This window comes from Peribacillus sp., from assembly GCF_059453735.1.
This window is the reverse complement of record NZ_JAZVJO010000273.1, coordinates 1-12,667: the sequence shown is the minus strand read 5'-3', so window position 1 is coordinate 12,667 and position 12,667 is coordinate 1. Positions and strand designations below refer to the sequence as shown.

General features: G+C 41.7%; 11 protein-coding genes. 10 read left to right on the top strand and 1 reads right to left on the bottom strand.

The annotated features are described in order from the left end of the window. The 7 genes from purQ to purD all read left to right on the top strand — a co-directional run. The coding region (gene purQ / locus AC52RT_RS08685; RefSeq protein ID WP_495540375.1) for a phosphoribosylformylglycinamidine synthase subunit PurQ at positions 1 to 622 on the top strand (622 nt) is incomplete at its 5' end. Next, complete coding sequence (gene purL, locus AC52RT_RS08680; protein WP_495540374.1) at positions 606 to 2,828, top strand: phosphoribosylformylglycinamidine synthase subunit PurL; 2,223 nt, start codon at positions 606 to 608, stop codon at positions 2,826 to 2,828. The genes purQ and purL, both read left to right, overlap by 17 nt. Beyond that, the gene (gene purF / locus AC52RT_RS08675; RefSeq protein ID WP_495540373.1) at positions 2,813 to 4,225 is read left to right on the top strand and encodes an amidophosphoribosyltransferase; all 1,413 of its coding nucleotides are present in this window, start codon (positions 2,813 to 2,815) and stop codon (positions 4,223 to 4,225) included. The genes purL and purF overlap by 16 nt, the downstream gene beginning before the upstream one ends. Before the next feature lie 18 nt (positions 4,226 to 4,243). Continuing rightward, positions 4,244 to 5,278 carry a phosphoribosylformylglycinamidine cyclo-ligase gene (purM, locus tag AC52RT_RS08670; RefSeq protein ID WP_495540372.1) on the top strand — a complete coding sequence of 345 codons (1,035 nt, stop codon included), beginning with the start codon at positions 4,244 to 4,246 and terminating at the stop codon, positions 5,276 to 5,278. Positions 5,279 to 5,288: 10 nt separating this feature from the next. Next, on the top strand, positions 5,289 to 5,885 hold the full coding sequence (gene purN / locus AC52RT_RS08665; RefSeq protein WP_495540371.1) for a phosphoribosylglycinamide formyltransferase: 597 nt from the start codon (positions 5,289 to 5,291) through the stop codon (positions 5,883 to 5,885). Continuing rightward, a complete protein-coding gene (gene purH / locus AC52RT_RS08660) occupies positions 5,882 to 7,414 on the top strand; it encodes a bifunctional phosphoribosylaminoimidazolecarboxamide formyltransferase/IMP cyclohydrolase (protein WP_495540370.1) in 1,533 nt (510 codons plus the stop codon). The genes purN and purH overlap by 4 nt, the downstream gene beginning before the upstream one ends. 77 nt (positions 7,415 to 7,491) lie before the next feature. Then, complete coding sequence (purD, locus tag AC52RT_RS08655) at positions 7,492 to 8,763, top strand: phosphoribosylamine--glycine ligase (RefSeq protein ID WP_495540369.1); 1,272 nt, start codon at positions 7,492 to 7,494, stop codon at positions 8,761 to 8,763. Between the two features lie 43 nt (positions 8,764 to 8,806). On the opposite strand, the gene AC52RT_RS08650 is transcribed toward purD, so the two are convergent. Further along, complete coding sequence (locus tag AC52RT_RS08650; protein ID WP_495540368.1) at positions 8,807 to 9,061, bottom strand: YgaP family membrane protein; 255 nt, start codon at positions 9,059 to 9,061, stop codon at positions 8,807 to 8,809. A 167-nt stretch (positions 9,062 to 9,228) separates the two neighbouring features. On the opposite strand from AC52RT_RS08650, the gene AC52RT_RS08645 reads away from it, so the two are divergent. The 3 genes from AC52RT_RS08645 to AC52RT_RS08635 are packed head-to-tail and all read left to right on the top strand — an operon-like array spanning position 9,229 to position 12,356. Next, entirely contained in the window at positions 9,229 to 10,974 is a 1,746-nt protein-coding gene (locus AC52RT_RS08645; protein WP_495540367.1) for an adenine deaminase C-terminal domain-containing protein, read from the top strand. Positions 10,975 to 11,014: 40 nt separating this feature from the next. Then, positions 11,015 to 12,034 (top strand): DUF3048 domain-containing protein, encoded by a 1,020-nt coding sequence (locus AC52RT_RS08640; RefSeq protein ID WP_495540366.1) that lies wholly within the window; start codon positions 11,015 to 11,017, stop codon positions 12,032 to 12,034. 19 nt (positions 12,035 to 12,053) lie between these two features. Further along, complete coding sequence (locus tag AC52RT_RS08635) at positions 12,054 to 12,356, top strand: YerC/YecD family TrpR-related protein (RefSeq protein ID WP_040375236.1); 303 nt, start codon at positions 12,054 to 12,056, stop codon at positions 12,354 to 12,356. Positions 12,357 to 12,667: the final 311 nt, after the last annotated feature.

The window sequence follows — 12,667 nt, the reverse complement described above, 5'->3', positions numbered from 1 at the left end:
AGATGAACTAGGAGAAGAAGCGGAATATGTTTGGCATACTGCGGATAACTTAGATCAATTTGATGGAATTCTTTTGCCTGGCGGCTTTTCATATGGCGATTACCTTCGCTCAGGGGCGATTGCCCGGTTTTCAACGGTGATGACTGAGGTCGTTAAAGCGGCAAATGCAGGTAAGCCTGTCCTTGGAATATGTAATGGATTTCAAATTCTTCTTGAAGCTGGTCTCCTGCCAGGAGCCATGCGCAAAAATCGTGATTTGAAATTTATCTGTCGTCCGGTTAAGCTGCAAGTTGAAAATACCGAAACGGCTTTTACAAATGGTTACTCTAAAGGGGAAGTAATTACGATCCCAGTTGCACATGGTGAAGGAAATTACTATTGTGATGACCAAACCTTAGAAATGTTGAAAGCAAATAATCAGATTGTATTTACCTATAATGGTGACAATCCAAATGGCAGTTTGGAGAAAATTGCCGGAATTATTAATCAGCAGGGAAATGTTCTTGGGATGATGCCTCACCCTGAGCGTGCCGTTGATACGCTGCTTGGAAGTAATGACGGATTAATGCTGTTTCAATCGATTGTTAAGAACTGGAGGGAATCACATGTCGTTAATGCTTGAGCCAAGCCCAGAAATGATTATGTCAGAGCGGATATATGCAGAAATGGGACTGACGGATGAAGAATTTGCGATGGTGGAAAAAATCCTTGGGCGTACGCCTAATTATACAGAAACAGGTTTGTTTTCGGTTATGTGGTCAGAGCATTGTTCGTATAAAAACTCTAAGCCAGTTTTGAGCAAGTTTCCAGTCACAGGTGAAAAAGTTCTTCAAGGTCCAGGTGAAGGAGCTGGAATCGTTGATATTGGCGATAACCAAGCCGTAGTATTTAAAATTGAAAGTCATAACCATCCCTCTGCGATTGAGCCTTATCAAGGAGCAGCAACGGGTGTCGGTGGAATCATTAGAGACGTTTTTTCCATGGGTTCCCGACCGATTGCTATGTTGAATTCTTTACGCTTTGGCGAGCTGGATAACCCAAGAACCAAATACTTGTTTAAAGAAGTTGTCGCTGGAATCGCTGGGTATGGGAATTGTATGGGTATTCCAACCGTTGGCGGGGAGATACAATTTGATCCATCCTATGAAGGAAATCCCCTTGTGAATGCCATGTGTGTTGGGTTGATTAATCATGAAGAAATTCAAAAAGGTCAGGCTCGCGGTATCGGGAATACGGTTATGTATGTCGGTGCTAAAACCGGTCGTGATGGGATACATGGCGCAACTTTTGCGTCAGAAGAATTGACAGAAACGTCTGAAGCCAAACGGCCTGCAGTACAGGTGGGTGATCCTTTCATGGAGAAGCTGCTTCTTGAAGCATGCCTTGATTTGATTAAATCGGATGCACTTGTTGGAATTCAAGACATGGGTGCAGCAGGATTAACGAGTTCTTCAGCCGAGATGGCGAGTAAGGCAGGGTCCGGAATTGAAATGAACCTTGATCTTATCCCGCAGCGTGAGACAGGAATGACCGCTTACGAAATGATGCTTTCAGAATCTCAGGAGCGGATGCTTATTGTTGTGAAAAAAGGCCGCGAACAAGAAATCAGAGAGATATTTTCTAGATATGATTTAGAGGCAGTAGCCGTCGGAAAGGTAACAGAAGCAAAAAATTTAAAACTAACGCATAAAGGCTCAATTATAGCCGATGTTCCTGTGGATGCGCTGGCTGAAGAGGCTCCTGTTTATCATAAACCATCAAGCGAACCAGGCTATTTCCGAGAGTTTCAAGCAATGACTATTCCAGCTCCTCAAATTTCCGATTACAGGACAGCGTTGAAAGATTTGTTGTCACAGCCGACCATCGCAAGTAAGGAATGGGTTTATGAACAATATGATTATATGGTTCGAACAAATACAGTTGTAGCCCCAGGTTCAGATGCTGCTGTTGTTCGGATTCGTGATACAAATAAAGCTTTAGCCATGACAACGGATTGCAATTCCCGCTATCTCTACCTTGATCCAGAAATGGGTGGAAAGATTGCGGTTGCTGAAGCAGCTCGTAATATCATTTGTTCTGGTGCAGAGCCGTTGGCTATTACAGACTGTTTAAACTTTGGCAGCCCGGAGAAACCAGAAATTTTCTGGCAAATTGAAAAAGCAACAGATGGCATGAGTGAAGCGTGTCGTACGCTGAAAACACCGGTCATCGGAGGAAATGTTTCGCTTTATAATGAAACAAATGGAGTGGCCGTATATCCAACACCTGTAATTGGAATGGTGGGATTGATCAGTGATTTAGCTCATATAACCACACAGGAATTCAAACAAGCCGGGGATGTAATTTATGTAATCGGCGAAGCAACGTCTGAATTTGGCGGAAGTGAGCTGCAGAAAATGATCGATGGCAAAATTTCTGGGCCGGCACCTGTTATAGACCTTGCCGTGGAACAAAAACGCCAACACCATATTCTTCAAGCGATTCAACTGGGATTAGTGGCATCCGCACACGACATTGCCGAAGGCGGGTTTGCCGTAGCGGCGGCAGAGTCATTGTTTGGGGAAAATAGTCTTGGGGCTGAAATGGTCATTAAAGGTGATGTGATATCAGCTCTATTTGCAGAAACGCAATCACGTTTTATTCTTTCGATAAAACCGGAACATAAAGAAGGCTTTGAAGCACTCGTGGAAGATGCCTATCTGATTGGGACAGTCACGCATGATGCAACATTAAAAATGGTAAATGAAGCGGGAACGAGTTTAATAGATGTAAACGTTTCTGAATTACATGCTGCTTGGAAAGGAGCCATTCCATGCTTGCTGAATTAAAAGGACTAAATGAGGAATGTGGAGTTTTTGGTATCTGGGGTCACGAGGATGCTGCACAAATCACCTATTACGGATTGCATAGTCTGCAGCATCGAGGACAAGAAGGCGCTGGTATTGTTGAAATGAACGACGATCAGCTAACCTGTGTCAAAGGTGAAGGGCTCGTTACAGAAGTCTTTACGACGGAGAAAATGAAAAACCTCAATGGGAGAGCGGCAATCGGCCATGTTCGATATGCAACGGCAGGCGGAGGAGGCTATGAAAATGTCCAGCCGTTGCTGTTCAACTTTCAAAGCGGCGCCATGGCATTGGCTCATAACGGTAATCTCGTCAATGCAAATCAATTAAAATCACAGTTAGAAGCACAGGGGAGTATATTTCAAACTTCTTCAGATACAGAAGTACTTGCACACTTAATCCGCAGAGGCGGTTTTGCAACACATAAAAACCGTCTTAAAAATGCATTGAGTATGCTAAAAGGTGCGTATGCCTTTTTAATCATGACAGAGACGGAAATGATGGTGGCGTTAGATCCTCATGGGTTACGTCCCTTATCCATTGGTAAGCTTGGTGATGCGTACGTTGTCGCTTCGGAAACGTGTGCGTTAGATATTGTCGGTGCGAAATTTGTTCGTGATGTGGAACCTGGTGAATTAGTCGTCATTAATGACGAAGGGATATCATCTGAGTATTTTTCCATGTCCTCACAACGGGCGATGTGCACAATGGAATACATTTATTTTGCCCGTCCGGATAGTAATATTGAAGGAATTAATGTTCATACGGCAAGAAAGAATCTCGGAAAGCAACTGGCAAAGGAAGTAACGATTGAAGCGGATGTTGTAACAGGTGTTCCTGATTCAAGTATCTCAGTTGCGATTGGCTATGCTGAAGCAACGGGGATGCCCTATGAGCTTGGATTAATTAAAAATAGATATGTCGGTCGGACATTTATCCAGCCTTCACAGTCTTTGCGGGAACAGGGTGTAAAGATGAAATTATCTGCCGTCAGGGGAGTAGTTGATGGCAAACGGGTGGTAATGGTTGATGATTCGATTGTTCGTGGAACGACAAGCAAGCGAATTGTGACGATGTTAAAAGAAGCTGGAGCGAAAGAGGTTCACGTGCTGATCAGCTCACCTCCGATAAAAAACCCCTGCTTTTATGGCATTGATACCTCAACTACATCCGAATTGATTGCCTCTGAAAATTCAGTTGAGGAAATTCGTCAGCTGATAGGTGCTGATTCACTCACCTTTTTAAGTGTTGAGGGTACGGTTGAAGGAATTGGCCGATCGTTTGATGGCGAAACTCATGGTGCGTGTATGGCTTGCTTCACTGGAAACTATCCAACTGAAATCTATGAAGAAACACGTGAAGGCTATCAAAAATGCTGAGTTTGAGGAGGCAATATTGTGTCAAATGCATATAAAGAAGCTGGCGTGAATATAGAAGCAGGCTATGAAGCCGTTTCACGTATGAAAAAACATGTCCAAAAGACGATGCGTACGGGTGTTATGAGTGGTCTAGGAGGCTTTGGCGGCATGTTTGATTTGTCAATGCTAGGACTAAAGGAACCAGTGCTGGTTTCAGGAACGGACGGGGTCGGCACCAAACTGCTTCTAGCAATAATGATGGATAAACATGATACAATTGGGATTGATTGTGTAGCTATGTGTGTGAATGATATTATTGTCCAGGGAGCCGAGCCTCTTTACTTCCTCGATTATATTGCATGCGGGCAGGCTGACCCAGAACGAATTGAACAGATTGTCAAAGGGGTAGCCGATGGCTGTGAACAGGCAGGCTGTGCTTTAATTGGCGGAGAAACAGCAGAAATGCCAGGAATGTACTCGTCTGAAGAATATGATGTAGCTGGATTTGCTGTTGGGGCTGCAGAGAAAGCACAGTTAGTGACAGGAGAAAGTATTCATGCGGGAGATGTTGTTATTGGTCTAGCGTCTAGCGGTATCCATAGCAATGGCTATTCATTGGTTCGTAAAATTCTTTTACAGGATGCAGGAATGGACCTCAACGAGAAGGTCGAGGAGCTTGGCTGTACACTTGGCGAGGAACTGCTTAAACCAACGAAAATTTACGTGAAATCAGTACTATCTGCCTTAAAAAAATATGACTTAAAAGGTCTGGCTCATATTACCGGAGGAGGGTTTATTGAAAATATTCCTCGTATGCTGCCAGATCATCTAGGTGTTGTGATCATTCAAGATTCTTGGAAGGTACCGGTCATTTTCAATTTGCTTCAAGAAAAGGGCAAGCTGCGTTCAGCTGAAATGTTTAACGTGTTTAACATGGGAATTGGTATGACGATTGTAGTGAAGGAAACCGAAGCAAATCATATTTGTCAGCATTTTAACGAATTTGGTGAAATAGCATCAATCATTGGAAGAGTGACAAACGGTGCCGGTGTGTCTTTTCAGAAAACGGTGTAAGGAGGCAGTCATGAAAAAGATTGCAGTATTTGCATCAGGGAACGGGAGCAATTTTCAGGCGCTGGTCGAAGCAGATAAAGCGGGTAAACTTGATGCGAAAATCAGTCTGCTTATTTGTGATCAACCGGAAGCCTACGTGTTGAAAAGGGCAACGGACGAACGGATTCCTTTTCTATGTATTTCACCCAAATGTTATTCATCTAAAATATCCTATGAACAAGCCTTATTAGAACAGTTAAACAGAGAGAGTATTGATTTTATCCTTCTTGCTGGGTATATGAGATTGATAGGCCCGACTTTATTACACGCATATCCGCGAAGAATCATAAACATCCATCCATCACTTCTTCCAGCCTTTCCAGGGAAAGATGCAGTTGATCAGGCTGTTAAAGCTGGTGTTAAGGTAACGGGGCTGACGATCCATTATGTTGATGAGGGAATGGATACTGGTCAAATTATTGCACAAAAAGCTATTGAGATTGAGTCAGGAGATACGAGGGAAAGTATACAGAAACGCATACAACTGGCAGAGCATCAAGTATATCCTGCCGTCGTACAGCAATTGCTGCACGACTGTATAAACTTAAACTTGGAGGGTTCAAAATGAAGCGTGCACTAATTAGTGTTTCAGATAAAACAGGAATTGTAGAATTTGCAAAAGGATTAATTGAAGCAGGATTTGAAATTATTTCAACAGGGGGAACTAAAAAGACGTTGCTTGATCATGGTCTTGAAGTCATCGGCATCAGTGATATTACTGGTTTTCCTGAAATTCTAGATGGTCGTGTCAAAACGCTGCATCCAAATGTACATGGCGGACTTTTAGCAAGACCGAACGATGCAGCTCATCTAGCTCAACTGGAAGAACATCAAATCCAGCCAATTGAGCTTGTTTGCGTTAATTTATATCCATTCCAACAAACGATTGCTAAACCTGACGTTACACCTGAGGACGCAATTGAGAATATTGACATTGGCGGGCCGACGATGCTGCGCTCAGCGGCAAAGAACCATGAGCATGTTACAGTTGTGGTTGATCCAGCTGATTATCCTTATGTTTTAGCAGAACTTAATGAAAATGGACAGGTGTCTCCAGCGAAGAAACGCCAATTTGCTGCGAAGGTTTTCCGTCATACGGCTGGGTACGATGCGGTCATTTCTGAGTATATGACCGAGCTTGCTGGTGAGGAAAACCCAGAAAGTTTAACGATGACGTTTGATTTAAAACAAACACTACGTTACGGAGAAAATCCGCATCAACAAGCCTCATTTTATAAAAAACCACTTGGTTCTGCTTTTTCAATTGCTTATGCCGAACAATTACATGGAAAAGAGCTTTCATATAATAATATCAATGACGCTGATGCAGCCCTGCAAATTGTTAAAGAGTTCAATGAACCGGCTGCAGTTGCAGTTAAACATATGAATCCATGCGGTGTTGGAACTGGAGATACGATTGCTGCTGCCTTTAAAAAAGCCTTTGATGCAGATTCTACATCGATTTTTGGCGGTATTATTGCATTGAATAGAGACGTGGATCTTGAGACAGCCAGTATGTTAAAGGACATTTTCCTTGAAATCATTATTGCACCAAGCTTTACACAAGAAGCATTTGAAATCCTAAGTGTTAAAAAGAATATCCGTCTGTTAACTGTCTCTTTTGACAGTGGAGTGAAAGACGAACGGAAATTCACCTCGATTCAGGGAGGACTTCTTGTCCAAGACCGTGATACATATGACTTTGAAGAGGCAACAATTACTGTGCCTACCAAGCGTAAGCCAACCGAACAAGAATGGGAAGATTTAAAGCTTGGCTGGAAGGTTGTTAAGCATGTAAAGTCTAATGCAATCGTTGTTTGCGGACAAGGTATGACATATGGTGTTGGTGCTGGACAGATGAATCGTGTGGGTGCAGCTAATATAGCTCTTACTCAAGCGGCAGAAAAAGCAAAGGGTGCCGCATTAGCATCAGATGCCTTTTTCCCTATGGACGATACGGTTGAAGCTGCAGCAAAAGCTGGAATAACTGCGATCATCCAACCAGGAGGTTCAGTGAAGGATGAAGATTCCATTAAAAAGGCAAATGAATATGGAATTACCATGGTGTTCACTGCCGTCCGACACTTCAAACATTAATTGAATAAAGTTGTTCGTATTTGTGCTAAAAAGGGTATAAGAGACTTACGATGACTAACTGAAAACGGGGTGGTCCTATGAAAGTTTTAGTGATTGGACGCGGCGGGCGTGAACATGCCCTAGCGAGAAAGTTTCATGAAAGTAAGAGCGTGTCAAAGGTGTTCGTTGCCCCAGGAAATCCTGGGATGGAGGACGTAGCCGAGCTCACAGCGATTGATGAAAATAATCACGACGCGTTAATTACGTTCGCCAAGGAAAATGATGTAGGTCTTACCGTAATTGGAGCCGAAATTCCATTAATTAATGGACTTGCTGATAAATTCACTAATGAAGGATTAACCGTTTTCGGACCGAGTGCACGTGCGGCTGAAATCGAAGGAAGTAAAACATTTGCCAAGGATTTAATGAAAAAGTACGATATTGCCACGGCGGCTTATGAGACATTTACGGATTTTGAAAAAGCGAAATCCTACGTGGAGGAAGTCGGGATACCGATTGTTATTAAAGCAGATGGATTGGCTGCGGGTAAAGGGGTAGTCGTTGCGAAAACAATGGAGGACGCCATTGAAGCTTTGCAGGACATGCTTTTGAATGATAAGTTCGGAGATGCCTCTCGAAAAGTGGTCATTGAAGAATTTCTTGATGGAGAGGAATTCAGTTTGATGTCGTTTGTAAATGGCGATCGAGTTTATCCAATGGCAATCGCTCAGGACCATAAGCGTGCCTATGACGGTGATAAAGGACCGAATACTGGTGGAATGGGAGCTTATTCTCCTGTCCCGCAAATTCCAGATGTTATTGTACTCAAGGCAATTGAACAGGTAGTTAAACCTGTTGCAGAAGCACTTATTGAAGAAGGAAGATTTTTTACCGGCATTTTATATGCTGGATTAATTGTAACAAAAAAAGGAACAAAGGTTATTGAGTTTAATGCGAGATTTGGAGATCCAGAGACGCAAGTAGTCTTACCGCGTCTCCAAAACGATTTAGCTGAAGCAATGCTTGCTGTACTTAGACAAGAGGATTATAAACTTATCTGGGATCAACAACCCGTTTTAGGAGTAGTTGTGGCTGCTAAAGGTTACCCGAGTGAATATGAAAAAGGCTGTAAAATTTTTGGTCTTCATGACATTAGTGAGGATATTCATGTTTATCATGCGGGTACAAAGAAAGCTGAATCTGGTGAATACGTGACTGACGGTGGTCGTGTGTTACTTGTTACTGGAAAAGGTGAAGATTTGTTATCGGCACAGACTAAAGTTTACCGAGAACTGGAGAAGTTGCATAATGACGGCTTATTCTGGCGTAAAGATATCGGCCATCATGCTATCCAATTCGACTTTTCTTGATAAATTCACCCCCCTTCCAAACGGATGGGGGGTGTTTACTTTATTAGTAGCGATTAGGGAGGAATTCACTTTCTTCTGAATCCATCTTCCTTTCTAGGCCTTCTTCTACCATGTCAGTAACCGGACAATACCTAAGAATTCCTTCACCAATTTTCATTCCTGATAGCATGGCGACGATTATGTAGGAATTATTCCACGGTTTTTTCGCTAATTTAGCTCCAGCCCATGTTAAACAGGTGAATCCACATGTGATCCGAAGTAAGGCATTCATAATACTGATATTAGGTGTAAGTTTCATGTTGATGTCTCCTTTGTTTAATATTATTTTTGTAAAACGTTAATGTGTTGCGTGGGAGAATATGGTATTATAAAGAAAATCAGAATAATCATACTTTAATTCGATTGTTAGTATTTAATTATCAATAAAAATAATTGGAAAATATAGGATCAACTGGAGGATTCGTTATGTTAGAACAGCGATATAGATGGAAAAATAGAGATTTACGTGAGCATGTTGAAGTACTAGACGGAAGTAAAGCGCCAACAATTTTACTCCAGAACGCAGTTTATCTAAATCAATTTTTAAGAAAATGGACGAAAGCAAACATCTGGATATATGATGATCGAATTGTCTATGTTGGAGACAAGTATCCCGATGATGTAGAGGGATGCGAAGTTATTGAGTGTGAAGGACGTTTTTTAGTCCCTGGTTATATAGAGCCTCATTCTCATCCGTTTCAGTTATATAATCCCCTTACGTTTTCTCAATATACAGCTAAATATGGAACAACAACTCTAATAAATGATAACCTGATGTTATTTTTACAATTAGATAAAAAGAAAGCGTTTTCTTTGTTGAAGGAACTCCGGACGATTCCAGCAACCATGTATTGGTGGTGTCGTTTTGACGGACAAACAGAACTCTTGGATGAAGAATTGATTTTTACTCACGGCGAGGTAAAGGCATGGCTAGAGCATGACGCAGTATTGCAGGGTGGAGAACTAACAGGATGGCCGCGGCTTTTAGACGGCGATGATATGATGCTTCATTGGATTCAAGAAACAAAACGGATGAGAAAGAAGATTGAGGGTCATTTTCCAGGTGCATCAGAAAAAACATTGGCTAAACTGATGTTGTTTGGTGCGGATTGTGATCATGAAGCTATGTCAGGCGAAGAAGTAATGAACCGTTTGATGCAGGGGTATACGGTTGCGCTACGTCATTCTTCCATTCGTCCAGATTTACCTAGACTTTTAAAGGAAATTCAAGCACTTGGTGTTAATCAGTTTGATAAGTTTTTCTATACCACGGATGGTTCTCCTCCTTCCTTCCATGAAGAAGGGTTTACAGATCAATTAATTAAGATAGCCATCGATAGTGGTGTACCAGTCATTGATGCTTATAACATGGCGACTATTAACATTGCTCGATATTATAATATGGAGTATTTGCACGGTAATATCGCTACAGGTAGAGTGGCAAATATTAATTTCTTATCAAATGAAAAAAATCCTACCCCTGTTTCTGTTTTAGCAAAGGGACAATGGGTGAAGCGGGAAGGCGAGTGTCTGCCCAGTAAATCAGCTATAAACTGGAAAGACTTTCAGTTAGAACCGTTACAGCTTGAATGGGACATCGATGCGGCAAGGGATTTTGAATTTTCAATGCCTTTTGGAATAGAAATGGTCAATGATGTTATTCTTAAGCCATATTCAATTGTGACCGATATTTCTTTCGGTGAATTGTCATATAATGACGATCAATGTTTTTTTGTCATGATTGACCGTGGTGGGAAATGGCGGATTAATACGATCATTAAAGGATTTGCAGATAAATTGAGCGGATTTTGCAGCTCGTATTCCAGTACTGGAGATATAGTCTTGATTGGTAAAAATAAGAAAGATATGATTCTGGCTTTTAATCGTATGAAGGAAATGGGCGGCGGTATGGTCGTGGCTGAAAATGGTAAAATTAGTTATGAAATGGAGTTAGGACTAAACGGGTTAATGTCTACTAAGTCAGTAGAGTCACTTATTAAAGAAGAACTAGAATTAAAATCGCTTTTAGAGCAAAAAGGATATCGATTCAGCGACCCCATCTATACATTATTATTTTTCTCAGCAACTCATCTTCCCTATATACGAGTGACTCAGCTTGGAATCTATGATGTAATGAATAAAACTGTACTCTTTCCCTCGATAATGCGTTAAAATGTAAAAGAGAGGGAATTTTCAACAGCAGGGAGTGTGAATGATGAAGGTAAAGACGTTCTTTATTTTATTAGCCTCTTTATTATTAATTACCGGCTGTACTCAAAAAGAAGATCCCAAACAGCCTTCCGAAAATTCAACTAAAAATAGTGAACAAAAATACCCGTTAACAGGGATTAGCACCAATGAGAATAACGATCGAAGAGCAATTGCAATCACGATTAACAATCACCCGAAAGCAAGACCTCAAACGGGACTAGCTGATGCGGATATCGTTTACGAACTGTTGGCTGAAGCAGATATCACTCGTTTTTTAGCAGTGTATCAAAGTACTTGGCCAAAAGAAGTTGGTCCGATTCGAAGTGCTAGAGACTACTACATTGAACTTGCTAAAGGACTAGATTGTATTTATGTTTGCCATGGTAATAGTCCTGATGCAAAAACGATGCTTGCTGACAATTATATTGAAGCACTAAATGGCTTGAAGTATGATGGAACATTATTTACGCGTTCGCAGGATCGGAAAGCACCTCATAATTCGTACATCACTTTTGCCAATATCGAAAAAGGGGCTAAGCAGAATTCATTTGACCTGACAGGAGCCCCCGAACCATTTTCTTTCTTAAGCGATGACCAGGCTGGTAAACTAGCTGGTGACGCGGCTTTATCTGCAATTGTTTCTTATGGTAACAGTTCTTATAATGCAAGTTACGAATATGACGAAGAAGCAGAAAAGTATAAACGTTATTCTGATGGTGAACAGACCATTGAGGCGGAGGTTCAAACTCCAATCGTCCTCGATAATCTTCTCATTATCGAGGCACCGCATAAGGTAATCGACAGTGAAGGGCGCCGAAATATTGATCTTACTGCCGGCGGCAATGGGTATCTGCTTCAAAAAGGCAAAGTAAATAAAATTCAATGGGTAAATAAAAATGGAAGAATAGTTCCGATGATCGATGGGACAGTAGCAGGACTTATCACCGGAAAGACATGGGTTAACGTCGTTCCTGCCGATCCTGGTCTCGAAGCAACCGTTACGTTGAATGCCAAAGAGTAATTAAAAAAGGAGTTAAATTATGCAAATTGATAAATTAAAAGGAAAAGACTTAGACCAATTATTCACGGCCATTCTATCCCTAAACGATATGGAAGAATGTTATCGCTTTTTTGACGATTTATGCACAGTAAATGAAATTCAATCTCTGGCTCAGCGACTTGAAGTAGCAAGAATGCTCAAAGAGGGCAAAACCTATCATAAGATAGAAACAGAAACAGGTGCCAGCACCGCAACGATTTCACGCGTAAAACGCTGCCTAAACTATGGAAACGATGCTTACTCCATGGCTCTTGATCGAATCAAAGAAGAAGTAAAAGAATAGACCATGACCAAAGGCGGGAAGCTCAACTCCTGCCTTTTTATTTTTGAGTATGGAAGATAATACCCCGCTGTTGGCGAGGCTTACCATCTTAGAGGACTCCCTCAAGAAGTGCTCCACCCCAAGCAAAGTGACCCATTTACAAATAAACCAAACATCCCGATACCCCACCAGGTAGTAATTACTCGAAGATAGTGTCGAGACGGGAATAAGCCACCTTCAGACGGGATTAATGCATATCTAGACGGGAATAACCTTCATCGGGACGGGAATAACGCCTGGCCAGACGGGAATAACTGCTGAGAAGGTAAGAA

Excerpts from the sequence above, each read along its gene's own strand:
- purF (WP_495540373.1), top strand. The coding sequence starts at position 2,813 with ATGCTTGCTGAATTAAAAGGACTAAATGAGGAATGTGGAGTTTTTGGT.
- AC52RT_RS08635 (WP_040375236.1), top strand. The coding sequence starts at position 12,054 with ATGCAAATTGATAAATTAAAAGGAAAAGACTTAGACCAATTATTCACG.
- purN (WP_495540371.1), top strand. The coding sequence starts at position 5,289 with ATGAAAAAGATTGCAGTATTTGCATCAGGGAACGGGAGCAATTTTCAG.
- purL (WP_495540374.1), top strand. The coding sequence starts at position 606 with ATGTCGTTAATGCTTGAGCCAAGCCCAGAAATGATTATGTCAGAGCGG.
- purH (WP_495540370.1), top strand. The coding sequence starts at position 5,882 with ATGAAGCGTGCACTAATTAGTGTTTCAGATAAAACAGGAATTGTAGAA.
- purD (WP_495540369.1), top strand. The coding sequence starts at position 7,492 with ATGAAAGTTTTAGTGATTGGACGCGGCGGGCGTGAACATGCCCTAGCG.
- AC52RT_RS08640 (WP_495540366.1), top strand. The coding sequence starts at position 11,015 with ATGATGAAGGTAAAGACGTTCTTTATTTTATTAGCCTCTTTATTATTA.
- AC52RT_RS08650 (WP_495540368.1), bottom strand. The coding sequence starts at position 9,061 with ATGAAACTTACACCTAATATCAGTATTATGAATGCCTTACTTCGGATC.
- AC52RT_RS08645 (WP_495540367.1), top strand. The coding sequence starts at position 9,229 with ATGTTAGAACAGCGATATAGATGGAAAAATAGAGATTTACGTGAGCAT.